The 26,149-nt window shown below is 68.7% G+C and carries 25 protein-coding genes; 15 read left to right on the forward strand and 10 right to left on the reverse strand.

Annotation, left to right across the window (positions count from 1 at the left end; translation table 11 throughout):
- Positions 1-2: 2 nt before the first annotated feature.
- Positions 3-1,748: a bifunctional serine/threonine-protein phosphatase/kinase gene (locus tag FVE89_RS14100; RefSeq protein ID WP_160534613.1), complete on the forward strand. Its 1,746-nt coding sequence runs from the start codon at positions 3-5 to the stop codon at positions 1,746-1,748.
- A 51-nt stretch (positions 1,749-1,799) separates the two neighbouring features.
- Here the strand turns inward: FVE89_RS14100 and FVE89_RS14105 are convergent, their stop codons facing one another.
- On the reverse strand, positions 1,800-3,218 hold the full coding sequence (locus FVE89_RS14105) for a prolyl oligopeptidase family serine peptidase (RefSeq protein ID WP_160534560.1): 1,419 nt from the start codon (positions 3,216-3,218) through the stop codon (positions 1,800-1,802).
- 499 nt (positions 3,219-3,717) lie between these two features.
- Positions 3,718-5,337, reverse strand: a complete 1,620-nt coding sequence (locus FVE89_RS14110; RefSeq protein WP_160534561.1) for a phosphoenolpyruvate carboxykinase — start codon at positions 5,335-5,337, stop codon at positions 3,718-3,720.
- Positions 5,338-5,752: 415 nt separating this feature from the next.
- On the opposite strand from FVE89_RS14110, the gene recR reads away from it, so the two are divergent.
- The 4 genes from recR to truA all read left to right on the forward strand — a co-directional run bounded on the left by recR (position 5,753) and on the right by truA (position 8,665).
- Positions 5,753-6,358 carry a recombination mediator RecR gene (recR, locus tag FVE89_RS14115; protein ID WP_160534562.1) on the forward strand — a complete coding sequence of 202 codons (606 nt, stop codon included), beginning with the start codon at positions 5,753-5,755 and terminating at the stop codon, positions 6,356-6,358.
- A gap of 93 nt (positions 6,359-6,451) precedes the next feature.
- A complete protein-coding gene (gene def / locus FVE89_RS14120; protein ID WP_160534563.1) occupies positions 6,452-6,967 on the forward strand; it encodes a peptide deformylase in 516 nt (171 codons plus the stop codon).
- A gap of 7 nt (positions 6,968-6,974) precedes the next feature.
- Complete coding sequence (gene fmt, locus FVE89_RS14125; protein WP_160534564.1) at positions 6,975-7,904, forward strand: methionyl-tRNA formyltransferase; 930 nt, start codon at positions 6,975-6,977, stop codon at positions 7,902-7,904.
- The gene (gene truA / locus FVE89_RS14130) at positions 7,904-8,665 is read left to right on the forward strand and encodes a tRNA pseudouridine(38-40) synthase TruA (protein WP_160534565.1); all 762 of its coding nucleotides are present in this window, start codon (positions 7,904-7,906) and stop codon (positions 8,663-8,665) included. Before fmt ends, truA begins: the two co-directional genes overlap by 1 nt.
- Here truA and dapE read toward each other — a convergent pair.
- From dapE to FVE89_RS14145, 3 genes are all read right to left on the reverse strand, one after another.
- Entirely contained in the window at positions 8,647-9,822 is a 1,176-nt protein-coding gene (gene dapE, locus FVE89_RS14135; RefSeq protein WP_160534566.1) for a succinyl-diaminopimelate desuccinylase, read from the reverse strand. The two genes, truA and dapE, sit on opposite strands and share 19 nt — an antisense overlap.
- An 83-nt stretch (positions 9,823-9,905) precedes the next feature.
- Entirely contained in the window at positions 9,906-12,200 is a 2,295-nt protein-coding gene (locus FVE89_RS14140) for an amylo-alpha-1,6-glucosidase (protein WP_160534614.1), read from the reverse strand.
- Positions 12,201-12,403: 203 nt separating this feature from the next.
- Positions 12,404-13,534, reverse strand: a complete 1,131-nt coding sequence (locus FVE89_RS14145; protein WP_160534567.1) for a glycosyltransferase family 4 protein — start codon at positions 13,532-13,534, stop codon at positions 12,404-12,406.
- Positions 13,535-13,954: 420 nt separating this feature from the next.
- Here FVE89_RS14145 and rpmI point away from each other — a divergent pair, with 420 nt between their 5' ends.
- The 7 genes from rpmI (at position 13,955) to FVE89_RS14180 (ending at position 19,968) form a co-directional block, all read left to right on the forward strand.
- Complete coding sequence (rpmI, locus tag FVE89_RS14150) at positions 13,955-14,158, forward strand: 50S ribosomal protein L35 (RefSeq protein ID WP_007561407.1); 204 nt, start codon at positions 13,955-13,957, stop codon at positions 14,156-14,158.
- Positions 14,159-14,209: 51 nt separating this feature from the next.
- Positions 14,210-14,587, forward strand: a complete 378-nt coding sequence (gene rplT / locus FVE89_RS14155; protein ID WP_160534568.1) for a 50S ribosomal protein L20 — start codon at positions 14,210-14,212, stop codon at positions 14,585-14,587.
- A gap of 149 nt (positions 14,588-14,736) precedes the next feature.
- The gene (pheS, locus tag FVE89_RS14160) at positions 14,737-15,819 is read left to right on the forward strand and encodes a phenylalanine--tRNA ligase subunit alpha (RefSeq protein ID WP_160534569.1); all 1,083 of its coding nucleotides are present in this window, start codon (positions 14,737-14,739) and stop codon (positions 15,817-15,819) included.
- A 34-nt stretch (positions 15,820-15,853) separates the two neighbouring features.
- Positions 15,854-16,153: a hypothetical protein gene (locus FVE89_RS14165; protein ID WP_160534570.1), complete on the forward strand. Its 300-nt coding sequence runs from the start codon at positions 15,854-15,856 to the stop codon at positions 16,151-16,153.
- On the forward strand, positions 16,153-16,632 hold the full coding sequence (locus FVE89_RS14170) for a hypothetical protein (RefSeq protein ID WP_160534571.1): 480 nt from the start codon (positions 16,153-16,155) through the stop codon (positions 16,630-16,632). Before FVE89_RS14165 ends, FVE89_RS14170 begins: the two co-directional genes overlap by 1 nt.
- 23 nt (positions 16,633-16,655) lie before the next feature.
- A complete protein-coding gene (pheT, locus tag FVE89_RS14175) occupies positions 16,656-19,076 on the forward strand; it encodes a phenylalanine--tRNA ligase subunit beta (RefSeq protein WP_160534572.1) in 2,421 nt (806 codons plus the stop codon).
- A 10-nt stretch (positions 19,077-19,086) separates the two neighbouring features.
- Positions 19,087-19,968, forward strand: a complete 882-nt coding sequence (locus FVE89_RS14180; protein ID WP_160534573.1) for a DUF1186 domain-containing protein — start codon at positions 19,087-19,089, stop codon at positions 19,966-19,968.
- On the opposite strand, the gene moeB is transcribed toward FVE89_RS14180, so the two are convergent.
- From moeB to FVE89_RS14195, 3 genes are all read right to left on the reverse strand, one after another.
- Complete coding sequence (moeB, locus tag FVE89_RS14185) at positions 19,957-20,742, reverse strand: molybdopterin-synthase adenylyltransferase MoeB (RefSeq protein ID WP_160534574.1); 786 nt, start codon at positions 20,740-20,742, stop codon at positions 19,957-19,959. The genes FVE89_RS14180 and moeB overlap by 12 nt on opposite strands.
- A gap of 125 nt (positions 20,743-20,867) precedes the next feature.
- Positions 20,868-21,389, reverse strand: coding sequence for a translation initiation factor IF-3 (infC, locus tag FVE89_RS14190; RefSeq protein WP_244007340.1), 522 nt, complete (start codon positions 21,387-21,389; stop codon positions 20,868-20,870).
- 222 nt (positions 21,390-21,611) lie between these two features.
- Positions 21,612-22,898 (reverse strand): glycosyltransferase family 4 protein, encoded by a 1,287-nt coding sequence (locus FVE89_RS14195; RefSeq protein WP_160534575.1) that lies wholly within the window; start codon positions 22,896-22,898, stop codon positions 21,612-21,614.
- 107 nt (positions 22,899-23,005) lie between these two features.
- On the opposite strand from FVE89_RS14195, the gene FVE89_RS14200 reads away from it, so the two are divergent.
- Positions 23,006-23,773, forward strand: a complete 768-nt coding sequence (locus FVE89_RS14200) for an alpha/beta hydrolase (protein ID WP_160534576.1) — start codon at positions 23,006-23,008, stop codon at positions 23,771-23,773.
- Between the two features lie 18 nt (positions 23,774-23,791).
- Here FVE89_RS14200 and FVE89_RS14205 read toward each other — a convergent pair whose 3' ends face one another.
- Together FVE89_RS14205 and FVE89_RS14210 are read right to left on the reverse strand one after the other, a co-directional pair.
- Positions 23,792-24,076, reverse strand: a complete 285-nt coding sequence (locus FVE89_RS14205; protein WP_160534577.1) for a DUF1150 domain-containing protein — start codon at positions 24,074-24,076, stop codon at positions 23,792-23,794.
- A gap of 103 nt (positions 24,077-24,179) precedes the next feature.
- Positions 24,180-24,608 carry an Hsp20 family protein gene (locus tag FVE89_RS14210; RefSeq protein ID WP_160534578.1) on the reverse strand — a complete coding sequence of 143 codons (429 nt, stop codon included), beginning with the start codon at positions 24,606-24,608 and terminating at the stop codon, positions 24,180-24,182.
- A gap of 418 nt (positions 24,609-25,026) precedes the next feature.
- Between FVE89_RS14210 and FVE89_RS14215 the strand changes: the two genes are divergently transcribed.
- Both FVE89_RS14215 and FVE89_RS14220 read left to right on the forward strand, forming a co-directional pair.
- Entirely contained in the window at positions 25,027-25,518 is a 492-nt protein-coding gene (locus tag FVE89_RS14215; protein ID WP_160534579.1) for a hypothetical protein, read from the forward strand.
- Between the two features lie 76 nt (positions 25,519-25,594).
- Positions 25,595-26,071, forward strand: coding sequence for a Tat pathway signal protein (locus FVE89_RS14220; RefSeq protein ID WP_160534580.1), 477 nt, complete (start codon positions 25,595-25,597; stop codon positions 26,069-26,071).
- Positions 26,072-26,149 lie beyond the last annotated feature (78 nt).

Raw genomic sequence — 26,149 nt, forward strand, 5'->3', positions numbered from 1 at the left:
GCGTGGGCCCGTCTCGCGCTCTCGCGGTCACGATCGGCCAGCACAGCGCCGCCGGCCGCAAGCCCGAGAACCAGGATTTTCACGGGTCCCTCGTGCCGGAACAGCCGGCGCTGGGCCTCAAGGGCATTGCGGTGGCCCTCGCCGACGGGATCAGCAGCAGCGCGGCCGGCGCGGCGGCGAGCGAGACCGCGGTCAAGAGCTTCCTGAGCGATTACTACGCCACCCCTGACACGTGGTCGGTGAAGAACGCGGCGCAGCGGGTGATCGCAGCGGCCGATTCCTGGCTCTACGCCCAGACCCGGCGCGGCCGCGACCCCAACGATGCCGACCGGGGCTACGTCACCACCTTCGATGCCCTGATCCTGAAGGCGCGGACAGCCCACCTCTTCCATGTCGGCGATGCCCGGATCTGGCGCGTGTCCGGGCGCTCCCTGGAACAGCTCACCGAGGATCACCGCGTGGTGGTCTCGACGGCAGAATCCTACCTCGGCCGGGCGCTCGGCGTGACCGGCCGGGCGGAGATCGATTACCACAGCCTCACCATCGCGGCCGGCGATATCTTCGTGCTCACGACGGATGGCGTCCACGAGCACGTACGCCCCCGGGAGATCGTGGCCGCGATCATGGCCGCGGATGATCTCGATGCCGCGGCCCGCACGATCGTCGAGGCGGCGCTCGCAGCCGGCAGCCCGGACAACCTGACGATTCAGATCGTCCGAATCGATGCCGTGCCGGAGGGCGAGGCCGCCGACCGGCTCGGCGATGTCGGAGGTCTCGATCCCGCGCCGCTCCTCGACCCGCCGGCCGAGTTCGACGGCTACCGCCTTTTGCAAATCCTGCATTCCGGCCCGCGCAGCCGCGTCTATCTCGCGGTCGAAGCGGAGACCGGGGCGCGGGTCGCCCTGAAGGTGCTGTCCCTCGACCTGCGCGACGATCCCGCCCAGCGCAAACGCTTCGCCCTGGAGGAGTGGATCGCCCGGCGGATCGACAATCCGCACGTGCTGAAAGCCCAGCCGCCGGCGCGGCGCCGCAGCCATCTCTACACGGTCATGCGCTACGTCGAGGGCCAGACCCTGACCCAGTGGATGCGCGACCACACCGCGCCCGAGTTGGAGGCGGTGCGCGGCCTCGTGGAGCAGCTCGCCCGGGGCGTGCAGGCTTTCCACCGTCAGGAGATGGTCCATCAGGATCTGCGGCCCGACAACGTCCTGATCGACACGAGCGGAATCGTGCAGGTGATCGATTTCGGCGCCACCAAGGTGGCCGGCGTCGTCGAGGGCGATCCGCGGATCGATCCCGCCGAGATCCTCGGAACGGTGCAGTACACGGCACCGGAATGTTTTTTGGGTGTCGCGTCCACCGCCGCCTCGGATGTCTTCTCGGTCGGTGTCATCGCCTATCAGATGCTGACCGGGCGGCTCCCCTACGGCGATGCGGTGCCGCGGGCGCGTACGGCCTCAGCCCAGCGTCGGCTGCGCTACGCGTCGGCGTTGACCGTGCGGCCGCTGCTCCCGGTCTGGGTCGACGGGGCGCTCCGGAAGGCCGTGCATGTGGATCCGCTCAAGCGCTACCAGACGCTGTCGGAATTCGTGCACGACCTGCGCTATCCGAACCCGACCTTCACCGAGGACCGCCGGCCGGCCCTGCTGGAGCGCGACCCGCTCCTGTTCTGGCGGCTGCTGTCGCTGGTCTTAGGCGTCGTCGCGCTGACGCTGGCGGGCATCCTGATCGCACACCCGCCGCGGTAACGCCCCGTAGCTCGGTGCGGATCCAGAAGCGATGACGCGCGAGAGCCATCCTCAATGGGCGGCCGCTTCCGATGCCGGCCACACGATCGTCCCATCGACCGCATACGGCTGACACGTCACGCGCTTCGGATCCCCACAGGTCGCAAGGGCCGCGGCAACCGGATCGCGTTCACCCACGGCCATCGACCAGCTGCCATCGGGGCCGATCACGAAGGCGCGGGGACGGGGCGCAGTCAGGAACCGTCCATAAGCGGTCTTCCCGGCCGCATCCACGTACGGAACCGCGGCCGTATCCTCGAGGCGCGCGAAATGCGTTGGCGGCGGCGATGGCGTCGGATGCGCCCAAACCACGATGTCGTTGACGGCGTAGGGCCAACACGTCGCGCCGTTCTTCTGACAGGCCGCCATGGCACGCGCCAACGGATCGAATCCGCCGTATTCGGCGACCATCAACGACTTCGGTGCGATGACCAATGCCTTGGGGGACGGAGCACTGAGGAACTTCTTGTAGATCTCCTGACCGCGCGCGTTCAGGAACGGCACGGCGCCGATGTCGTCGATTGCAGCATAGTGCGTCGCCGGCGGCGGCTCGCTCGGCAGGTATTCGGAGTTGATCTTCTTGCCGGGCAGGCCGAGTCCGGCCAGGAAACGATCCACCGGACCGGCGAACAACTCGGTCGCCGAGGGATCGCCGAGCAACTTATGGGAATCGGTCCTGAACTGTCCAAAATCGACGATGTCCGCCCGTCCCCCCTGCTCTGTATAGGCCCGGTACATGGCCTGCCAGAGAGGTTTGGGAAAGATCTGGTCATTGCTGCCATAGAGCCAGAGCGACGGTACGCGGCTCGATTGACCGAACCGGCGGCTGCTCTCGATCAGCGGCTTCTGATGATCCCGGCATGCGCTCGAATGTACGCCGCCGTAGAAGTTGATGATGGCCGCGATTCGCGCATCGCGGAACGTCCCGATCGCCAGGGCATTCCAGCCTCCGAAGCTCGAACCGGCTACGACGATCCGACTCGCATCGATCTTATGCTGCTTCGCGAGCGGATCGATGACGGCCAGGACATCGGCCGCCGCGTCGCGTCCCAGATCATCGAGGCGGCAGCCCGTATTATGGATCCCGTCTCCAGAATTACCGAAGCCGCGCATCAACGGCATGGCAACGGCGTATCCCCGCGACAGCAGGTAGTAGACACCCATGTTCTGGCTGACGGTGTTTTCATCCATGGTGCCACCGCTGCCATTGCTGCCATGGTTCCAGATCGCGAGGGGGAACGGGCCGGAGCCGGGCGGGAAGACCACCGGCACCCGGAGCTTCACGGGACGCCGGGGATCACCCGGCAGATCGAGAACCAAGCGCTCGGCAGGTGGAGGAAGCGGCGTCCGAGTTTGATTGGCACGCCCCTCGTCAAGCAGCACCAAAGTCATAACGATGACCGAGGCCAGTAGAACAACAATCGTTGGCATCGTGCCCCGTCCCTCGGCACTCGTCTGACCGAAGGATATCGATTTTTTATTGTGCGTCCAGTTCCGCGGCGGCGCAGAAAAGCCCTACAGTTCATCCGGCCACTGAAATTTTCTTTCAGCCATAGACGAATCGAAAAACGGGGTGCCTTGTCTTCGCGAGCACCATAAATATCGAGATGAAATATGTGATCACCCAACGACTTCGTCGCTTCAGTGACCGGACCGCACAATAGAATGCGCCCGTGCAATATTCGATTCGGGGCTTACTCCAAAGCTCGACCGCACAATGGTTAGGGCACACCGTTCAGCATGCCTCGAACAGACGCCGACGGGTGGTGAGAATGCGGCTCCTTGAGACAGCCGCGTGACGTCCGCAGGGCATAAGCGCGGCGAGCCATCATGAGCTCGGACAGGGTCAAAGCCGAGCCCAAGTCGTGCGCGAAGCATGGACCGATCCCGTCACGGCGGCGGCCTCACGAGCCGCCGCCGTGATCCCCGCTCAGGCCGCGATCGCCTGCGCGGTCGGCCCGGCGGCGCGCACGTCGGCGTCGACATGAGCCTCGAACCGCTTGAAGTTGTCGTCGAACATCTTAACGAGCCGCGCCGCCGTCTCCACGAAGGCGCCCTTGTTGGCCCAGGTCTTCACCGGGGTCAGGATGTGCGGCTCGACGCCCGGGACCGAGACCGGCACCGCGAAGCCGAAATACGGATCGCGCCGGAACTCGGCCTGCGACAGCGAACCGTCGAGCGCCGCGGAGAGCAGGCGCCGGGTGACGCGGATCGGCATCCGCCGGCCGGTGCCGACGCCGCCGCCGGTCCAGCCGGTATTGACCAGCCAGCAATCGACGTCGTGCTTGGCGATCAGGTCGCGCAGCAGGTTGCCGTAGGTGCTCGGGTGCCGCGGCATGAACGGGGCGCCGAAGCAGGTCGAGAAGGTCGCCTCCGGCCCGGTCAGGCCCCGCTCGGTACCCGCCACCTTGGCGGTGTAGCCCGAGAGGAAGTGGTACATCGCCTCGGCGCCGGTGAGCTTGGCGATCGGCGGCATCACCCCGAAGGCGTCGCAGGTCAGCATCACGATGTTCTTCGGATGCCCGGCCCGGCCGGTGGCGCTGGCATTCGCGATGAAATCCAGCGGGTAGGCGCAGCGGGTGTTCTCGGTGAGCGAGGCATCGTCGAAGTCGGGCACCCGGGTAACCGGATCGATCACCACGTTCTCCATCACCGTGCCGAAGCGCTCGGTGGTGGCGTAGATCTCGGGCTCGGCGTTGCGCGAGAGCCGAATGGTCTTGGCGTAGCAGCCGCCCTCGAAGTTGAAGATGCCCTCGTTCGACCAGCCGTGCTCGTCGTCGCCCAGCAGCTGGCGGGAGCTATCGTTCGACAGCGTGGTCTTGCCGGTGCCCGAGAGGCCGAAGAAGATGGCCGAGCCGCCCTCGGCATCGAGCGCCGCGTTGGCCGAGCAGTGCATCGGCATCACGCCCTGGCCGGGCAGGATGTAGTTCAGGTAGGTGAAGACCGACTTCTTCATCTCGCCCGCGTAGGCCGAGCCGCCGATCAGCACGAGCTTCTTCGAGAAGTCGATGGCGATCACGGTCTTGGACCGGCAGCCGTGCCGGGCGGGGTCCGCCTGGAAGCTCGGCAGGTCGATGATCGTCATGTCGGGCACGTAGGTGGCGATCTCCGAGCGGTCCGGCCGGATCAGCAGGTTGCGGATGAACAGCGAGTGCCACGCGAACTCGGTGAACACCCGGGCCTTCACCCGATGGGCCGGGTCGGCGCCGCCGTAGAGGTCCTGGGCGAACAGCTCCTTGCCCTCGGCGTGTTTCAGGAAATCCTGGCGCAGGGTCTCGAACTGCTCGGGCGTGATCGCGCCGTTATTGTCCCACCAGACCTCGTTCTCGGTGGCGGCGTCGCGCACCACGAACTTGTCCTTGGGCGAGCGGCCGGTATGGCTGCCGGTGGTGGCGACGATCGCGCCGCCGCGGGCGAGCTGCGCCTCCTTGCGGGACAAAGCCTCCTCGTAGAGGCGCGGCGCCTCGAAGTTCCAGTGCACCGCCTTGAGGTCGCGGAAGCCGGCCGCCTCGGCGCCGTGGGCCGCGTTGTGATCACCGATGTTGGTCAAGAGCGTATCTCCCGGGCCCCTGTTCGACCGTCGACGCGACTGAGCCGGACGCGGTCCGCGTCCGGAATGGTCCGGGGGACGTCCGTGCGGTCGTACAGGTCCGCCGCACGCAGGATCTCCGCTCCCCGGCCGCTTTTCGACCCACCGCTGGGTAGGCGGCGAAGCTTCACTGTCCTTATGGACTTCGTTCAAAGCCCGCAATGTGGACAAACAGGTTAGACCACAGTCCCGGAAGCAGGAACCCCCGTCTGTCAGCAGTCACCCGCATCGTCGGGCCGCCCGAGACAAGCGGAACGGCTCTGGAATACCCATATACCAGTCATCCATCCATCCGACCTTGCATGCTGATCGGCGACGGCTATGCCGATGCCGGACGGCACGCCCGTCCCACGCCCAGCGTCTCCACAGAGGCACGATGCCCCAAGCCGTCGCCGGCCCCGAGATCGAACGTCTGATCCAGCTCCTCGCCCGCATGCCCGGGCTCGGGCCGCGCTCGGCCCGGCGCGCGGCGCTGCAGCTGATCAAGCGGCGTGACACGCTGCTCGGACCGCTCGCCGACGCGATGCGGGTCGCGGCCGAGCGGATCGTGGTCTGCTCGAGCTGCGGCAACGTCGACACCTCCGAGCCCTGCACGATCTGCCGCGACGCCGAGCGCGACCCCACCACACTGGTGGTTGTGGAGGACGTGTCCGATCTCTGGGCGCTGGAGCGCTCCGGGGCCGTCAAGGCGCGCTATCACGTGCTGGGCGGCGTGCTCTCGGCGCTCGACGGCGTGCGGCCGGAGCACCTGAACCTCGCGAGCCTCGTGGAACGCGCGGCCGATCCGGTGGTGACCGAGGTCATCCTGGCGCTCAACGCCACGGTCGACGGCCAGACCACGGCCCATTACGTCACGGACTCGATCCGCCATTGCGACGTGAAGGTCACGCGCCTCGCCCACGGCGTGCCGGTCGGCGGGGAGCTTGACTACCTCGACGAGGGGACGTTGACGGCGGCGATCCGGAGCCGCACCGCGTTCTGAGGCCGCGGCGCGGTATTTGACCGGTCTCGACCTGCATCCTATTCGACGGAAAAGCCCGGACTCGACCCGGCGCTGTCCCTGCCGGTTGCCGCCATGACCATCCGTTCGCTCGTCATCCTCCCCGACCCCGTCCTGCGCCGCATCTCCGACCCGGTCGGCCCGATCACCGGCGAGATCAAGACCCTCGTGGCCGACATGTTCGAGACCATGTACGACGCGCCGGGCGTCGGCCTCGCGGCGATCCAGGTCGGCGTGCCGAAGCGTGTCGTGACCATCGACACCTCGAAGGAAGAGGGCGTGCGCAAGCCGCAGGTCTTCATCGACCCGGAGATCGTCTGGTCCTCCGAGGAGAAGCGCGTCTACGACGAGGGCTGCCTGTCGATCCCCGACTATTACGGCGAGGTCGAGCGGCCGGACCGGGTCCGCGTCAAGTTCCGCGACCTCGACGGCAGGGAGCAGGAGATCGAGGCCGACGGCCTGCTCGCCACCTGCATCCAGCACGAGATCGACCATCTGAACGGCGTGCTGTTCATCGACCACCTGTCGAAGCTGAAGCGGGACCGCGTGATCAAGAAGTTCGCCAAGGCGGCCAAGCGCGACGCGGCCTGAACCGGCCATGCGCGTCGTGTTCATGGGCACCCCGGATTTCGCGGTGCCGACGCTGGAACGGCTGGCGCAGGACGGCCACGCGATCGCGGCCGTCTACACCCGCGCGCCCGCCAAGGCCGGCCGCGGCATGAGCTTGCGGCCATCGCCGGTCCACGCGCTCGCCGAAAAGCTCGGCGTACCGGTGCTCACCCCGACGACGCTGCGCACGCCGGAGGCCGCGGAGACCTTCGCCGCGCACCGAGCCGACGTCGCCGTGGTGGTGGCCTACGGGATGCTGCTGCCGCAGGCGATCCTCGACGCGCCGAAGCACGGCTGCCTGAACCTCCACGGCTCCCTGCTGCCGCGCTGGCGCGGGGCGGCGCCGATCCAGCGGGCCGTGATGGCGGGCGATGCCGAGAGCGGCGTCGGCGTGATGCGGATGGAAGCCGGGCTCGACACCGGTCCCGTCGCCCTGGAGGCGCGGGTGCCGATCACCCCCGGCATGACCGCCGGCGAGCTGCACGACGCGCTGATGCCGGTCGGCGCCGCATTGATGGCGCAGGCCCTCGCCCGCCTGGAGCAGGGAACGCTTGCCTTCACGCCGCAGCTGGAGGACGGCGTCGTCTACGCCCGCAAGATCACCAACGACGAGGCGCGGATCGACTGGTCGCGCCCGGCCGCTGAGGTGGCCAACCACATCAACGGGCTGTCGCCCTTTCCGGGGGCGTTCTTCGAGACCGATCTCGGCAAGGGGCCCGAGCGGGTGAAGGTGCTCCGAGCCGCCCCCGTCCACGCCTCGGGCGCCGCGGGGACGCTCCTCGATCCCGATGGAACCGTCGGCTGCGGCGAGGGTGCGGTGCGGCTGCTGGAATTGCGCCGCGCCGGCAAGGGGGGCAGCGCGAGTGGGGCCGACTTCGTGCGCGGGGCGCGCCTGACGTCCGGCGCCCGCCTCGGCTGATGCCCCGCTACAAGCTCGTCATCGAGTACGACGGCGGACCGTTCTGCGGCTGGCAGCGGCAGGCCGAGGATCCCACCGTCCAGGGCGCGATCGAGGCCGCGATCCTGCGGTTCTCCGGGGAGGATGTCCGGCTCACCTGCGCCGGGCGGACCGATGCCGGCGTGCACGCCATCCACCAAGTCGCGCATCTCGATCTCGCCAAACCCTGGCGGACCGACACCGTCCGCGATGCCCTGAACGCCCATCTGCGGCCGCAGCCCGTCGCCATCCTCTCGGCCGAGATCGCGCCGGAGAGTTTTGACGCCCGCCATTCGGCGATCCGCCGCCACTACCGCTACCGGATCCTGAACCGGCGCAGTCCCGCGGCGTTGACCCGCGCCCATGTCTGGCACGTGCCCTGGCCCCTCGACGCGGACCTGATGCATGCGGCGGCCCAGCACCTCGTCGGCCGTCACGACTTCTCGGCCTTCCGCGCGGCGGAATGCCAAGCCAACAGCCCGATCCGCACGCTGGAACAGCTCGATGTCACCCGCAGGACAATGGCGCTGCACGAGGAGATCGTGGTGGCGACAGCGGCGCGCTCCTTCCTCCACCATCAGGTGCGGGCGATGGTCGGGACGCTGATGCTCGCCGGCTGCGGCCGGCTCTCGGCCGACGATGTGGCCGACATCCTCGCCTCGGGCGAGAAAAGCCGGTGCGGCCCCCTGGCGCCGGCCGCCGGGCTGACCTTCGTGGGCGTCGATTACGATGCCGGGAAATAGGCTTCGAGCACCCGTTCGTAGATCGCGGTCAGCCGCTCCAGATCGGCGACCGCCACGCATTCGTCGGTCTGGTGCATGGTCTCGCCCACGAGGCCGAACTCGATCACCGGGCAGGAATCCTTGATGAAGCGGGCATCCGAGGTGCCCCCCGTGGTCGACAGGATCGGCGTCAGCCCGGTCTCCGCCCGGATCGCCTCCGAGACGAGATCCACGAAGGCATCCGGCCGGGTCAGGAAGGCCGGCGCGTTCGAGGGCTGGAGATCGAGGGTGAAGCGCACCGCGTTCCCGGCCGCCTGCTCCAACCGCCGGCGGATCTCGGCGCCGAGACTCTCGGCGGTCCAGTCGTCGTTGAAGCGCACGTTGAACGTCGCCCGGGCGGTCGCTGGGATCACGTTGGTGGCGGGGTTGCCGACATCGATCGTGGTGAATTCGAGGTTCGAGGCGTCGAAATGGGCCGTCCCTTGGTCGAGCGGCTCCGCGATCAGCGCCGAGGCGAGGCGCAGCAGGCCGGGAATCGGATTCTCGGCCTTGTGCGGGTAGGCGACGTGGCCCTGCCGGCCGATGACGGTCAGCTTGCCGGTGAGTGAGCCGCGCCGCCCGATCTTGATCATCTCCCCCAATCGGCCCGGATTGGTCGGTTCGCCGAGGATGCAATGATCGAAGCGCTCGCCGCGGGCGCGTGCCCAATCGAGCAGTTTCACGGTGCCGTTGACCGCGGGACCCTCCTCGTCGCCGGTGATCAGGAACGCGATGGAGCCCGGAAGGTCCGGGCCGCGGCGTTCCAGGAAGGCCAGCGTCGCCGCGAGCATGCAGGCGACGCCGCCCTTCATGTCGGCCGCACCCCGGCCGTACAGCATCCCCTCGGCCACCGCGCCCTCGAACGGACCGTGGCGCCAGGGGCCCTCCCCCTCCGGCACGACGTCGGTGTGGCCGGCGAAGACGAGGCAGCGGCCGCGGTCGCCGAGGCGCGCGAACAGGTTCGGCGTGTCGGGATAGCCGGGCTCGGCGAAGACCGGCCGCTCGATCGTGAAGCCCGCAGGTCGGAGTGCGTCGGCCACGACGTCGAGGGCGCCGCGATCCTCCGGGGTGACGGAGGCGCAGCGGATCAGAGCCTGCGCGAGGCGCAAAGCTTGCGGGGCGTCGTGATCAGCCGGCATCAACCCGTCCTCGGCGGCGGAAGGCGCCGCGCGGCCCGCTTACCCCGAAGCGGGCCGCCGAGGGGAGTCCCAACCTCGATCCCCTACTTGGTGACGATCACCTGCACGTCTCCGTGCCGGCGCTGGACCGAGACGGTGACGTCGTCGTCGTAGCGCTGGAAGCGGATGTCGAGGTGCGAGCCGCCGAGCCGGACGTTGTAGAGCGTCACGCCGTCGAGGAAGCCCGGCAGGATCGGGTTCTTCAGCCGGACGCTGTTGCGGGCGTGGTCGAGTTCGAGGCCCAGGCACGCCGCCAGGAACGCGAAGGGTGCCGCCGCCGCCCAGGCCTGCGGGCTGCAGGCCACCGGGTAGGAGACCGGCCCGCGCTGCTTGCGCCGCATGAAGCCGCAGAACAGCTCCGGCAGCCGCTTCTGGTCCTGATAGAGCGAGGTGTCGAACATCCCCTGGAAGATGCGCGCGGCCTCGTGCTTGCGGTCGTAGCGGGCGAGACCCATGGCGACGAGCGCGTTGTCGTGCGGCCAGATCGAGCCGTTGTGGTACGACATCGGGTTGTAGCGCGCCTCACCCTTGGCGATCGTGCGCACGCCCCAGCCGTTGAACCCGTCCTTCGACAGCAGGGTGTCGGCGACCCGCGCGGCCCGCTCCGGCTTGGCGATGCCGGTGAACAGGGCGTGGCCGGCATTGGACGAGCGCACGGCACACTGCTTCTTCGCGCCGTCGAGGGCGAGCGCGTAGGTGCCGATCTCCTCGTTCCAGAAGGCTTCGTCGAACCGCTCACGCAGGGCGGCGGCCTCCTGCATCAGGCGCTCGGCCATCGGGTCGTGCCCGAGGAGGGCGGCGAGCTTCGCCATGCCGTGCTTGGCGGCGTAGACGTAGCCCTGCACCTCGCACAAAGCGATCGGCCCCTTCGCCAGCTGGCCGTCGGCGTGGAAGATCGAATCATGGCTGTCCTTCCAGCCCTGGTTCTCCAGGCCCTTGTCGGTGTCGCGGGCATATTCGACGAAGCCGTCGCCGTCCCGGTCGCCGTAGCGGTCCATCCATTCGAGCGCGAGTTCCAGCGCCGGCCAGATCGCCCGGATCGTCTCCAGATCGCCCGTCACGGCATAGTACTCCCAGGCCAGCATCACGAAGAGCGGCGTGCCGTCGATCGTGCCGTAATAGTGCCGGAACGGCACCTCGCCGAGCATCGCCATCTCGCCGCGGCGGGTCTCGTGCAGGACCTTGCCGGGCTGGGCGTCGGCGGCCGGGTCGACGGCCTTGGCCTGGGTCGAGGCGAGGTAGCGCAGGACGCCGCGGGCGAATTTCGGGTCGATCCAGAGCGCCATCATCGCCGTGATGATGCCGTCGCGGCCGAAGACCGTGGAGTACCAGGGGATGCCGGCGAAGGGGTAGATTCCCTCGGGCGTGCGGCTCGCCAGCATGTAGAGGTCGGCGGTGGCCCGGCAGAGGCCCTCGTTGAACTGGTCGTTCGACGAGATGATCGTGGTGATGCCCGCCGTCAGCGCCCGCAGGTCGCGGCGGGAATCGCGGTAGGCCCGGGCGAAGATCATGCCCTCGCCGAGATCCTTGGGCTCCCGCCGGGCGCCGCCGGCATTGGCCGCGAGCGTCAGCCTGGCGGCCGCATCCTCGCCGACCATCGTGTCGGTCGGCGGCTTGGTGAAGGCGCGGTGCGCCTCGAAGGTCACGCGGATGAACAGAGAGGTCTTGCCCTCCGGGGGCAGCGACACGTCGAAGACCGCGCGGCCCGGCTCGATGAGATCCGGCTTCGGGCCGAAATGCAGGGCGGTGGTCCGCACGATCTCGTCTAGGCCCACGTAGCGGAACTGGACCTCCCGGTCGCTCGCCACCAGGACGCCGCGCTTGCCGCGCTCCTTGCGGTCGGTGCCGCGCACCTCGAACAGGTCGCGGAAGTCCGCATCGAAGGTCACGGCGATGCGCAGGCGGCGATGCTTCGAGTCGAAGGAGCGCAGGCCGATCCGGTCGTAGCAGGCGCCGCGGAACAGGAACTTGGTGCGCTCGATCGCGATCGTCTCGCGGGGGATCGAGGTCTCGTCGTGCGCGTCCAGGCGGATGTCGGGCGTCGTCATGTCGACGCTCAGCGCGCCGTTATCGTCCTGCATCACAGAGGAGAGCATCAGCGGGCGCTGGCCCTCGACGGTCACCTCCAGGCGCGACAGGTAGCGCGTGTCCTGGAAATACAGGCCTTCGGGCCCCGGCTGGACGCCGATATCGCCGTAGGAATCGAGGACCCCGAACGCCTCTCCGAACTTCAGGGAGCGGAGGGGCCGCTCAACCAGGGAGGTCTGCGCCTCGATGTGGTAGGGCGGCAGCACGTCATCCGCGTCCTGAAAGCCGTGCGCCAAACCCCCGACCGCCATCCGGGCCGTCACCGCGTGATTCGTTGCCGCTTGGGCCGCTGCCGTGTTGTCCGCCATGCAGGGCATCTCCGGGTGCTTGAGGGTACGAATCGAGAGGGCCGCCGCATCAATGCTGATGCAGCGGCCCTTGTTCACCTGACGGATGAGTCGCCTTTAAGACGCTAGGCCGGTCGCGACCGGCCTCGCAAGCCCGATGCCGCGGCTCAGGCCGGCATGGCGGCGACCGGGATCGACGGCCGCGCCGAGCCATTCACCTCACCGAAATGCGGCTTGAAGCCGGAGCTCGGCAGCTTGATCACGTCCGCGCCGCGGCTGAGCAGCTCCTCGTAGGCGGCCACGTACTTCTTGACCATGCACTCGGCCGTGAAGGCGCCCTCGAAGTGGCGGCGCACGCCGGCGCGGCTCATGGTCTTCACCTTGGCGACGGCCGCCACGGCATCGTCCATGTTCTCGCAGAGCACGCCGCTCACGCCGTCCTTGATCACCTCCGGCACGGAGCCGTTCCGGAACGCGATCACCGGGGTGCCGGCCGACATCGCCTCGATCATCACCAGGCCGAAGGGCTCCGGCCAGTCGATCGGGAAGGCGAGCGCCAGGGCGTTGCCGAGGAAATCCTTCTTCTGCTCCTCGTTGATCTCGCCGATGAACTCGACCAACGGGTGATGGATCATCGGCTCGATGACCTCGTCCCAGTAATCCTGATCGGCCTTGTCGACCTTCGCGGCGATCTTGAGCGGCGTGCCGGAGCGGATCGCCATCTCGATCGCGCGATCGGGCCGCTTCTCGGGGGAGATCCGGCCGAGGAACGCGAGGTAGCCGCCCTTGGCCTCGGCGTAATACGGGCAGTTCTGGGCCGGCAGGCCGTGATGGATCGTCGCCAGCCAGTTCGAGGTCGGCGGCATCGGCAGGCGCTGGTTGTCGGAGATCGAGACCAGCGGCATGCCCGTGAAGGTGCGGTAGACCGGCATGAAGTCCGGCACGTCGAGGCGGCCGTGCATCGTCGTGAGGCACTTGTGGTTCAAGTCCTCGAACATCGGATACTGCAGCAGGTCGATGTGGAAGTGCAGGATGTCGAACTCGTGGGCGCGCCGGTGGACCTGATGCAGCATCGCGAGATGGCTGGCGGTGTGGTCCCGGTAGCCGAGCAGGCGCAGGCCTTCCGGCGTGCAGGAGGCCAGCTTGGCAGAGGTCTGCGAGTCGCCGCTGGCGAAGAGCGTGACGTCGTGGCCCTGGCGGACCAGTTCTTCTGTAATCCAGCTGACGACGCGCTCGGTGCCGCCGTAGAACTTCGGAGGAACGGCCTCCGACAACGGAGCGATCTGGGCAATGCGCACGAAGTGTCTCCTGGTTGGCCGAATTTGACGGGGGGTCTAACCCTGCCGGCCTGAGCGGGACATGAATGAAACTGGCGGCCAAGGTTATGGTTCCTGGCGCCGCCGCTGTCGCGCGCCGTTTTGTGCGGTGCGCAAGCTGTCCCCGAATTCCTCCGAATCACCGCCGCGGTCAGGACGGACCGGAACAGCCACGGCTTCGCTCCGCTCCGTCTCGAGCGCGCACAGGCGAGCGATCTCCCCCGCCCCGCAGCGCGGACGTTGCCGGCGCGTCAGCTTTCTGTCATAAGCCGCCCCGCGTCGAACCGCCCGGCCGATAGGGCTGCCGTGGCGGCTCGTGCTGCTCCACCAGAAGCATCAGCGCGCACTCCCCCTCCGACTCTCGCGGGTCGGCCGGACGGAGTTTCGCCAACGGAGAGCCAAATGCCCAAGCTGAAGACGAAATCGGGCGCCAAGAAGCGCTTCAAGATCACCGGCACCGGCAAGGTGATGTATGCCCAGGCCGGCAAGCGCCACGGGATGATCAAGCGGACGACCAAGCAGATCCGCAACCTGCGCGGCACCACGACCCTGTTCGAGGGCGATGCCGCCAACGTGAAGAAGTACTTCCTGCCGAACGCGCGGTAAGTCCTTCGACACCCGTTGCCACTGTCTTTCGTCGAATCCAGGAGATAACCGATGGCCCGCGTCAAGCGCGGCGTGACCAGTCACGCGAAGCACAAGAAGGTTCTGAAGGCCGCCAAGGGCTATTACGGCCGGCGCAAGAATACGATCCGCATCGCCAAGCAGGCGGTCGAGAAGGGCATGCAGTATGCCTACCGCGACCGCAAGAACAAGAAGCGCACCTTCCGCGCCCTCTGGATCCAGCGCCTCAACGCGGCGGTCCGCGAGCACGGCCTGACCTATTCGCGCTTCATCGACGGCCTGGCCAAGTCGGGCATCATCGTCGACCGCAAGGCCCTGTCGGAACTGGCGATCCACGAGCCGGCGAGCTTTGCCGCCGTCGTCGAGAAGGCCAAGGCCGCGCTGCCCCAGACCACCGCCAAGGCCGCCTGATCCAGGCCCGAGGCGAGACCTAACGAAGGCGCGGTTCCCCCGGGAGCCGCGCCTTCGTCGTTTGAGACGCCCCTAGCTTGCGCCGGAGCGCACAACGCGCGAGAGCACGCCGCAATGGCCTTCTCCGCCAACCCTGTTTGATGACCGCGATGACCGATCTCGACACCCTCGAACGCGACCTCCTGGCCCAGGTGTCGGCGGCCTCCGACGAGGCGGCCCTCGACGCCGTGCGCGTCGCCGCGCTCGGCAAGAAGGGCAGCGTCTCGGATCTGCTGAAGACCCTGGGCAGCATGACTCCGGAGGAGCGCAAGGAGCGCGGGCCCCTGATCAACGGCCTGCGCGACCGGGTTCAAGGCGCCGTCACCGCGCGCAAGACCGAACTGGCCGAAGCGGCCCTGGAGGCCCGCCTCGCCTCCGAGCGGGTCGACGTCACCCTGCCGGTCCGCGAGGCGCCGGAGGTGCGCGGCCGGATCCACCCGATCTCCCAGGTCATCGACGAGATCACCGCGATCTTCGCCGATATGGGCTTCGCGGTGGCCGAGGGGCCGGATATCGAGACGGACGAGCTGAACTTCACCGCCCTGAACTTCCCGCCGGGCCACCCGGCCCGCGAGATGCACGACACCTTCTTCCTGGCCCCCGACCGGGACGGGAAGCGCAAGGTGCTGCGCACCCACACCTCCCCCGTGCAGGTGCGCACGATGCGGGCGCAGACGCCGCCGATCCGGGTGATCATCCCAGGGAGGACCTACCGGCACGATTCCGATCAGACCCACACGCCGATGTTCCATCAGGTCGAGGGCTTGGTGATCGACACGAGCGCCAACATCGCCAACCTGAAATGGGTGCTGGAGGAGTTCTGCAAGGCGTTCTTCGAGGTGGAGGGCGTGAAGATGCGCTTCCGCCCGTCCTTCTTCCCGTTCACCGAGCCGTCGGCGGAGGTCGACATCCAGTGCTCGCGCAAGGGGGGCGAGATCCGCTTCGGCGAGGGCGAGGACTGGCTGGAGATCCTGGGCTGCGGGATGGTCCACCCGAACGTGCTGCGCAATTGCGGGCTCGATCCGGACGCCGTGCAGGGCTTCGCCTTCGGCGTCGGCATCGACCGGATCGCCATGCTCAAATACGGCATGCCGGACCTGCGGCCGTTCTTCGAGGCGGATGTCCGCTGGCTCGACCATTATGGGTTCCGGCCGCTCGACGTGCCGAGTCTGGTGGGCGGGCTGACGGGGTAAGGCGGGAGACGCGCTCCGGTCCAGGAGACGAACGATGCTGAAGGATACCGACGTCCGGTCCGTCGCCAACGAGATCTTCTCGCGCGCCCTCGGGCCAGACCGCTTCGATCACCTCGATGTCGAGGTCGGTCCCGATCATTACGGTGATCCGTCGCTCTTCGTGGCGCTGTACTTCCGACCGGGCGTGGATCCGCGCGACGTGGCCGACATATCCAATGCCCATGCGGATCTCAGGCAGCGCCTTCTCGACCTCGATGAGGAGCGCTTCCCCTACCTCCGCAAACATTTCGCGGACGACGAGATCTTAGGCGATGATGGGGCGGAGACGCCCTGATGGCGCGTTCGAAGAACACGCTGGTCACCGATCTGCTCGACATCGCCGATCAGCTGGCGGCCCAGAAGGGGCGTCCGAGCCTCCGTAAGGCGGCGATGCGCCGGGCGGTGAGCAGCGCCTACTATGCGGTGTTCCACGAGCTTTGTTATATCTGCGCGGACCAACTGGGCGTGTGGACGAAGGCGAACGATCTGCGCGAGCCGGTTTATCGCCTGCTGGACCACGGGATCGCGCGCAGCCGCCTCATCGGCAAGGAAGCGGCCGCGATCTCCTCTGACATTCTGCAGATCGGCACGCTCTTCAGGGATCTCCAGGAAGCGCGCCATAGCGCCGACTACAAATCTTCCGCCATGACGGTGAGCCGGGACTGGGCGCTCAGCCAGATTGCGGAGGCCCGGCGGATTGTCGAGCTCATCGAAGCGCTCACGCCGGACGACCGACTGAAACTCGCGATCCTTCTGGTTACGAAGACGCGCTGACGCATGCGACAAGAACGGCTCCGATGAAATTCACCCTCTCCTGGCTCAAGGACCACCTCGACACCGAGGCCTCCCTCGACACCATCGCCGAGACGTTGACGCGGATCGGCCTGGAGGTGGAGGGCGTCGAGGACAAGGCGGCCGCGCTCAAGCCCTACGTCGTCGCGAAGATCCTGACGGCCGAGCAGCATCCGAATGCCGACCGCCTGCGCGTCTGCACGGTCGAGACAGGCGCCGGCGCGCCGGTGCAGGTGGTCTGCGGCGCGCCGAATGCCCGCGCCGGCCTCGTCTCGGTCTTCGCGCCGCCCGGCACCTATGTCCCGGGCAAGAACATCACCCTGTCGGTCGGCACCATCCGGGGCGTCGAGAGCCACGGCATGCTGTGCTCAGGCGCCGAGCTCGGCCTCGGCGAGGACCATGACGGCATCCTCGAACTGCCCGCGGACGCGCCCGTCGGCCAGCCCTACGCGCTCTATGCCGGGCTGGACGATCCGGTCATCGAGATCAACCTGACGCCGAACCGCCCGGACTGCACCTCGGTCCACGGCATCGCCCGCGATCTCGCGGCGGCCGGGATCGGCTCCCTGAAGCGGGAGACCCTGCCGGGCGTGCGCGGCGAGGGCCCCTGCCCCGTCGGGGTCGAGCTGGCCTTCGAGCCGGCCGACCGGCACCTCTGCCCGCTCTTCGCCCTGCGGCTGGTCCGCGGCGTGCAGAACGGCCCCTCCCCGGCCTGGATGCAGGCCCGCCTGCGCGCCATCGGCCTGCGCCCGATCAACGCGCTGGTCGACATCACCAATTACGTCACCTTCGACCGCGGCCGGCCGCTGCACGTGTTCGACGCCGCCAAGGTGTCGGGCGGCCTCGCGGTGCGCCGCGCCCGGGACGGCGAGAGCCTTCTCGCCCTCGACGGGCGCACCCACGCGCTGACCGACGACACGGTGGTGATCGCCGACCGGAACGGGGTCGAATCCATTGCCGGCATCATGGGCGGTCAGGCGTCGGGTTGCGACGAGACCACCACGGACGTGCTGATCGAATCCGCCCTCTGGGATCCGGCCAACATCGCGCAATCGGGCCGGCGCCTCGGCATCATCACCGATGCCCGCTACCGGTTCGAGCGCGGCGTCGATCCGGCCTTCACCCTGCCCGGCCTCGATCTGGCGACGCGCCTCGTGGTCGATTTCTGCGGTGGCACGCCCACCGAGGCGCGGATCGCCGGCGAGCTGCCTGAAGCCGGGCGGATCATCGACTTCCCCTGGACCGAAGTCCGGCGCCTTGCCGGCCTCGATGTGCCGCGGGTCGAGATGAAGGTCATCCTGGAGACGCTGGGCTTCCACGTCTCGGGCACCGGCGACCGGGTGAAGGTGCTCACGCCGTCCTGGCGGCCCGACGTGGAGGGCAAGGCCGATCTCGTGGAGGAAGTCGTGCGGATCGCCGGCCTCGACCGGATCGACGCCAGGCCCCTTCCGCGTCTGGCCGATGTGGGCGGCGCCCTGCTCACCGTGATGCAGAAGCGGACACGGACCGCCAAGCGCGCCCTGGCGAGTCGGGGCCTGATGGAGGCCGTGACATGGTCCTTCGTGCCGCATGACGACGCCGTGCTGTTCGGCGGCGGCGGCGCCGATCTCGCCTTGGCCAATCCGATCGCCGCCGACCTGTCGGACATGCGCCCGAGCCTCGTGCCGGGCCTCCTGCGCGCCGCGCAGCGCAACGCCGACCGCGGCTACCCGGATGCGGCCCTGTTCGAGGTCGGCCAATGCTTCGCCTCCGACCAGCCGGAGGGGCAGACGATCCGCGCCGCCGCTGTGCGCCGGGGCAGCGCCACCCTCGCGGGGGCCGGCCGCCACTGGGACGGCGCGACCGAAACGGTCGATGTGTTCGACGCCAAGGCCGATGCGCTGGCCCTGCTCGGCAGCCTCGGCGTGCCGACCGGCGGCCTGCAGGTGACCGCCGGCGGCCCGTCCTGGCTGCATCCCGGCCGCTCGGGGACGCTGCGCTTCGGGCCCAAGACCGAGATCGGCTGGTTCGGCGAGGTGCATCCGCGGACGCTGCAGGCCCTCGATCTGAAGGGCAGCCTCGTCGCCTTCGAGATCGTGCTCGACGCCCTGCCGCTGCCCAAGCACAAGCCGACGAAGGCCAAGGCGGCGCTCGCGCTCTCCGAGTTCCAGCCCCTGGCGCGCGACTTCGCCTTCGTGGTCGGCCGCGACGTGCCGGCCGGCGATATCGTGAAGGCCGCCCAGAACGCCGAGCGCAAGCTGGTCACGGGCGTCGACGTGTTCGATCTCTACGAGGGGCCGGGCGTGCCGGAGGGGGCGAAGTCGGTGGCGATCGCGGTGCGGCTGCAGCCGGTTGACCGGACCCTGACCGATGCCGAAATCGAGGCCGTGAGCGCAAAGATCGTCGCCGAGGTCTCGCGCCGGACCGGCGCGACGCTCAGGGCTTGAGGGGAACCGGATGGATCGGACCGCCCTGCTCATCGCGGATCTGGCGGCGGCCGAGCACCGGCCGACCGCGGCGCTGCGCGAGGCCGTAAAGCATCTGGCCGCGATCGCTGCGGCGACCCTGCCGCTGCTCGAGGCGGCAGCCGATGAACGCGAGCTGACACCGGAGGAGGGAAACCTGCTCTTCTGGGGCCTGCACGTCATGGCGCAGGCCCGGGATACGCGAGCCCTCGCGCCGCTGCTGCGCCTCCTGCGGCAGGACGAGGAGAGCCTCGACGCCGTGCTGGGCGATGCCCTCACGGCGACCCTGGCCAAGGTGCTGGCAAGCCTGTTCGACGGCGATCCGCAGCCGCTGTTCCGCCTGATCCTCGACAGCACCGTCGATGATTTCGCCCGCATGGCGCTGCTCTGCGCCTGCACCTTCCTGACCCTGGAAGGCCGGATCGATCGGGCCGCGATGCACGACCTTCTCGTCCGCTTCGACGACGCCAAGGCTGCCGTCGAGGAGGCGCCGGCCTGGACCGGCTGGGAGGAGACGATCGCGCATCTCGGCTTCCGGGACCTCGCGCCCCGGGTCATGGCGGCCCGCGCCGACGGGCGCATCACCGACGAGGTCAGCGACGCCGACTGGTTCAAGGAGACCCTGCGCAAGGCCGAGACGAAACCGCACGACCGGGACCGGCTCGGCCCCTATCAGTACGGCTATCTGGACGATGCGGTCGAAGCCCTCGACTGGACCGTCGAGGGGGCGGGCGAGCCGCAGCGCAACCCGTTCAAGGATGTCGGCCGCAACGATCCCTGCCCCTGCGGCTCGGGCAAGAAGTTCAAGAAATGCTGCCTCGGCAAGGAGCAGGCCGAAGCACCCTGGATGCCGCCGGGACCGCTATTCGGCTGAATTCCCCCTGCCGCTCAGCGGATTCTCCGGATCCCAGCCGTAATGCAGCGTCTCGAACCGCATCGAGCGCGCATCCACCATCAGGAGGCGGCCGACCAGCGGCTCCCCGAAATCCGTCACCGCGCGGATGACCTCCAGGGCCATCAGTGAGCCCATCACGCCAGCGAGCGCACCCAGGACGCCCGCCTCCGCACACGGGGGGACGCTGCCGGGTGGCGGCGGGTTCGGGAACAGGCAGCGATAGGTCGGGTTCGGGCTGCCGTCCCGGCCGGTCTCATGCGCGCGGATCGTGGTGAGCGTGCCGTCGAAGCGCCCGAGCGCCGCCGTCACCAGCGGGCGGCGGGCGTGGAAGCAGGCATCCGAGACGGCGTAGCGCGTGGCGAAATTGTCGGACCCGTCCGCCACGAGGTCGTAGCCGGCGATCAGATCGACCGCGTTGGCCGGATCAATCCGGAACGGGTGGCGGATCACCGCGACGTGCGGGTTGAGGCGCGCGACGGCGTCCGCGGCGCTCTCGACCTTCGGCCGCCCCAGATCCGGCGTGCCGTGGATCACCTGCCGCTGCAGGTTCGACAGGGAGACCGTGTCGTCATCGATGAGGCCGATCGTGCCGATCCCGGCCGCAGCGAGGTACTGGATCAGCGGTGCGCCGAGCCCGCCAGCGCCGATGACGAGCACCCGGGCGGCCTTGAGGCGCGCCTGACCCGGGCCGCCGATCTCGGCCAGGACGAGGTGGCGGGCGTAGCGTTCGATCTCGTCGGAAGAGAGGGCCATGCCGCAGCCCATAGGCCTTCGCGACGGCGTACGGAAGCGGCGCGAGGCGGGTCGTCAGGATCGGCGCTGGGGCGGAGAGGCCCCAGAGCCGTGGATCAGCAGCGGAAAAGGAGACGCGGCGACGCTCAGCGCGGCGCCAGGATCATGATCATCTGCCGGCCTTCGAGCATCGGCTCGCTCTCGACCTTGGCGATCTCGGCCGTCTCGTTCTTCACGCGCTCCAGGAGGCGCAGACCGATATCCTGGTGAGCCATCTCACGGCCACGGAAGCGCAGGGTCACCTTGACCTTGTCGCCCTCCTCGAAGAAGCGGTGCACCGACTTCATCTTGGTGTCGTAGTCGTGCTTGTCGATGCCGGGGCGGAGCTTGATCTCCTTGACCTCGACCGTCTTCTGCCGCTTGCGCGCCTCGTTCTGCTTCTTCTGCTCGTTGAAGCGGAAGCGCCCATAGTCGAGCAGCTTGCAGACGGGCGGCACGGAGTTCGGCGCGATCTCCACGAGATCGAGGCCGGCTTCCTCGGCGAGGTTCAGGGCGTCGAAGAAGGGGACGACGCCGCGGTTCTGGCCGGTATCGTCGATCAGCTGCACTTCCCGCACCCCGCGGATGTCGCGGTTGGCGCGCGGCCCGTCCTTCTGCGGGGCCGGCATGGCTCTCATCGGTCTACGAATGGCTTAGGTCTCCTGCTGCAACGACGAAATGGCGGATCGGACGACCCTCGCGAGGATCACCCGGCCGCCGGCCGCTCCGGTCTCATCCGGACATACTACGTTGGGGGAAGCGCGGCCAGAGTCAACGGCTGACCGAGGCGGGGACTGAAAATAATCGTGGGCCGTCGCCGGATGCCCGCAGGGCCTCCGGACCGGAGCCCGTCAACGAGCGCCGCCCAGCAATCCGGCATAGACCGCCAGCGTATCCCCGACCATGCGATCGAGCGAGAAATGCGCCTCGACATGGCTGCGCGCCCGACGCGCCATGGCGTCCCGGGCGCTCGCCCCGAGCGACAGGGCTTCGGTGAGCGCCGCCGCGAGGGCGGGCGCATCCCCGGGCGGAACGCGCCAGCCGGTGCGCTGGCCGGGCGGCACATCCGGCGGCGCCAGGACCGTCTCGGGAACGGCTCCGAGATCCGACACCACCACCGGTGCCCCGAGCGCCTGCGCCTCGACTGCCGATCGCCCGAAGGCCTCCGGCTCGATGGACGGCACGGCCACCACCGAGGCGGCCCGGAACGCGGCCGGCATGTCGGCGCAATGCCCGACCCGGTGCACGACGGCGCCGAGATTCCGGGCTGCGACCAGCCCGTCGAGCTCGCGCTCGTAGGCGGTCCGGCCCTGGGCATCGCCGGCCAGCACGACGGCGAAGTCGCGGACGCCCTGGTCGCGCATGCGGGCGGCCGCCTCGATCAGCACGCGCTGCCCCTTCCAGGCGGTGAGGCGAGCGGCCAATAGAACCACCCGCTCGTGGGGCGCGACGTTCCAGGCCCGGCGCAGCGCCTCGACCCGGCCCGCTCCCACGGCGACCGGGTTGAAGACGGCGAGATCGGTGCCCCGGTGGATCACCTTCACCCGGTCACCCGCCTGCTCGGCATGCATCCGCTTGATGAGATCGGCGGTGTAGTGCGAGTTGGCGATCACCACGTCGCCGCGGGCCATCACGGAATTGTACAGCACCTTGACGCTCGTCCGTCCGGAATAGCTGCCGTGATAGGTCGTCACGAAGGGCAGGCCGAGCCGGCGCGCGGCGCCGAGCGCGACCCAGGCGGGCGCGCGCGAACGGGCATGGATGATCTGCACGCCCTCGCGGCGGCACAGCATCATCAGCCGCAGGACGTTGACCGCCATCGCGGCGGGGTTCTTCGAAGCCGCCGGGAAGCGCAGCCAATGGCCGCCCTTCGCCTGCAGCTCCCCGACCAACCGTCCGCCTTCGGTCGCCACCAGGGCACGGGCCCCGACCGACGCCAGGGCGCCCGCGACGTCGACCGTCGTACGCTCGGCGCCCCCGGCATCGAGTTCAGGGATGATCTGCAGGATCCGCGCGCCCGCCAGGACCCCGATCTCGGCGGGAAAACCCGACAGACCACGGGGCTCCTGGCCCGTCCGCGGTCCCTCGGCGAGGACGCGCATGCCGCCCGCCGGTATCTGCCACATGCTCGCTGCCATTGCTTCAGCATCCCCGTCGCGCTTTACGGTCCGGTAAACGGATGTTGAAGCGAACCGTCTCAAGGACAGCGTTTCTTCGCGCGTGGATGGGGATATCGGAGATCAGTATGCCCGATACGGAGCCGCGTTATCTCACGGTCGGTGCCGGCGGCATGGAGCGGCGCATCGCGGTGCGCGAGCGCTTAGGCTCGGGTCCGCCGGTCGTGTGGCTCGGCGGCTTCCGGTCGGACATGAAGGCCACGAAGGCCAGCGCCCTCGATCAATGGGCGGCTGAGGCCGGACGCCGCTTCATCCGGTTCGACTACGCGGCCCACGGCGAATCGAGCGGCACCTTCACGGATTGCACGATCACCTCCTGGCTGGAGGACGCGCAGGCCGTGCTGAGCGCCTATATCGACGAGCCCCCGATTCTGGTCGGCTCGTCGATGGGCGGATGGATCGCCTGCCTCGCGGCCCGCGACCGGGCGGCGCGCGGCGACAAGACCGCGGGCCTCGTGCTGATCGCCCCGGCCCTGGACTTCACGGAGGACTTGATCTGGGCCCGCCTCAGCGAGGCGGCGCGCGCCATGCTGAGGCGCGACGGCGTCCTGCGCAGGCCCAGCGATTACGCGCCGGAACCGGACCCGATCACCCTGACGCTGATCGAGGATGGCCGCCGGAACTGCCTGCTCGGGGCTCCGTTCGATCCGGCCTGCCCGATCCACATCCTGCAGGGGATGCGCGATACCGACGTGCCCTATGCCCACGCCCTCAAGATCCTCGGACGCCTGCCGGCGAAGGGGACTGTCATGACGCTGATCGCAGACGGCGACCACCGCCTGTCGCGGCCGCAGGATATCAAGCGGCTCGTGGCGGCGGTGGCCGAGATGGTCTGAGGGGCGACAACGCCCGGTTCAGTGCAGGCTGACGGGCTGCAGATCGTGCGCGAAGGCATTGGCGAGCACGACGTCGCGGGAATCGGCGAGCATGATCGGGGCACCGCTCGCCGAAAGCAGCGCGAAGAGATTGAGGCCCGGCGTCAGTTCCGGGGCCTGCGGGAAGAAGCGGCGCACCTCGTCGGACCGGATCGGCCGGACGTAGGCGATGTGCCCCTCACCGAGCGCCGCGAGATCGGCCGGCTGGAAATCGGCGGGATCGAGATCGGCGGGGGTCAGGGGCGACGGGTTCAGATCGGTCATCAAAGCCCTCCTGGGGTGGCAGAGCGTCCGCGGCCGGTCCCGAAGGCACCGGCGGCACGATACGCATGTGGGGATTGCTGCCGTCCGATCAATCTCTTCGCTCTCAGCCGCGCGCGCCGATATCGATCTTGCGCACGATCCGATCCGGCTCCGGCCGGACGAGGTCGATCGACAGCAGGCCGTTGGCGAGATCCGCGCCCAGCACCTCCATGCCGTCGGCCAGGAGGAAGGTGCGCTGGAACTGCCGCGCCGCGATGCCGCGGTGGAGGAAATGCCGCTCGCGCTCGTCGACCTGCCGACCGCGCACCACGAGCTGACTCTCCTCCAGCATCACGTCGAGCTGCTCGCGGGTGAAACCCGCAACCGCCAGCGTGATGCGTAACCGTTCAGGCTCGCTCTCCGTCCGGGGCAGGCGCTCGATGTTGTAGGGCGGGTAGCCGTCGTTGGCGGCCTTGGAGACCCGGTCGAGGGCCTGTTCGATCTCGTCGAACCCGAGCAGGAACGGATGCCCGAAGGGCGAAGTACGCGTCATTGCGGCCGTCATCCAGAAAGCGAGGCCTCCGCCCCCGGGGCTTGCCGCCGCCCCGCGATGCCTGAGCACCTCGTCGACAGGGAGCCCGCCTGGGCAGCGCTCCGCCGGACGAGACGACGCCGGCAACACGACGATATGGCCGCGGCGGCGCCGACCATCAAGGGACGCAAGCCGTTTCGTACGCGACCAATCTTCACCGCCGACGCAGGCATATTCAGGAATATTCGGCAACAGATCTCGGGCAATATCGGCAAGTTTCCAAACCGCCGCGCTTCGTCCTAACAGTTTGGAACTGCTCTGATTTTTCCGCCTGCCCTTGATCAGGGCGCCGCTGGTGGCTTACTGCCGCGTCAGGCGATCGGACGATCCGATTGGACGATTGCACCGATCTCTCCTGTGACGCTAGGCAAGGCAGCCCATGGACGCGCCCCAGACCCTCCCGGACCGTGCGGCGATGCGGCGCGTGGTCGACGTGTGCGGCGATGAGGCCGAGATCCTGGCTTTGTCGGTGGCCCGATTCGTCGCAGCCGGCTACATGACCAGCGACGTGGCCTGCTGGAACGCGGCTTTCGACGGCGCCGAGCAGCTGCTGGGGCCGGCGGAAGGCTGCCGGTTCGTGGCCTGCGTCGTCGCGATCATCCGGGCATTGCGGGTGGAGCGGGATGAGGACTGGTCGTTCATGCCGGCGAGCTGCTGCCGGGTGACCGGCCACGAATGCGCCCTGGTCACCCTGATCAACCGGGGCCGGCGCCGGCTCTGGGCGGATCTCGAAGCGGCCGCGGCGGAGATCACCGGACGCGACGCGGCGCCGCGACTCGTGGCGGCGGTTCGTGCCGCGGTCGAACCGCTCGACGCGGCGGCGGAGCGTCTGGCGCCGGCATGCTGCCGCGGCGGCGTCATGCTTCATTGATCCTCGCCGGGATCACGTCGATCGGACAGGGCGGTGGGCTCAGGCCCCCGCAGACGAGGAAGAGGATAACGGTTCGGTGCTAGCCTTGAGCGTTCCCCTGTACCGCCGGCGGATCGGGCGCATCGCCCTCGACACGGTGGCCTGCATGCTGCTCTCGGCGCTCCTCGTCGTCACGGCCCTGGCGCAGGACGCATCCGAGAAGGCCGGGCCGCTGAAGCTGCAGCTCAACAAGGTCGAGACCGCCGGCGAGGCCTGCCGCATCACCATGGTGATCGACAACACCAAGGGGACGAGCCTCAAATCCTACAAGGTCGATCTCTTCGCCTTCGACACCGACGGCGTCGCGCAGAAGCGCGTCGCGGTGGAACTCGGGCCGCTCCCGCCCCGGAAGACCATCGTGAAGATCTTCGATTTCCCCGGGATCGCCTGCAACAAGGTGGGACGGGTCCTGTTGAACGACGTCCTGGCCTGCGACGGAGGCGACGCCGCCCGCGAAGCCTGCCTCGAACGGACCGAGACGGAGTCGAAGGCCGGTATCCCGTTCGACCGCTGATCGCGGCCACCCGACGGGCGAAGCGGTGAAACCGTCCGGCAACATACGCTGTCGGGCGGTCAGCGGCCTTGCCCGCAC

It is taken from the genome of Methylobacterium sp. 2A (assembly GCF_009806555.1).
Taxonomy (GTDB): domain Bacteria; phylum Pseudomonadota; class Alphaproteobacteria; order Rhizobiales; family Beijerinckiaceae; genus Methylobacterium.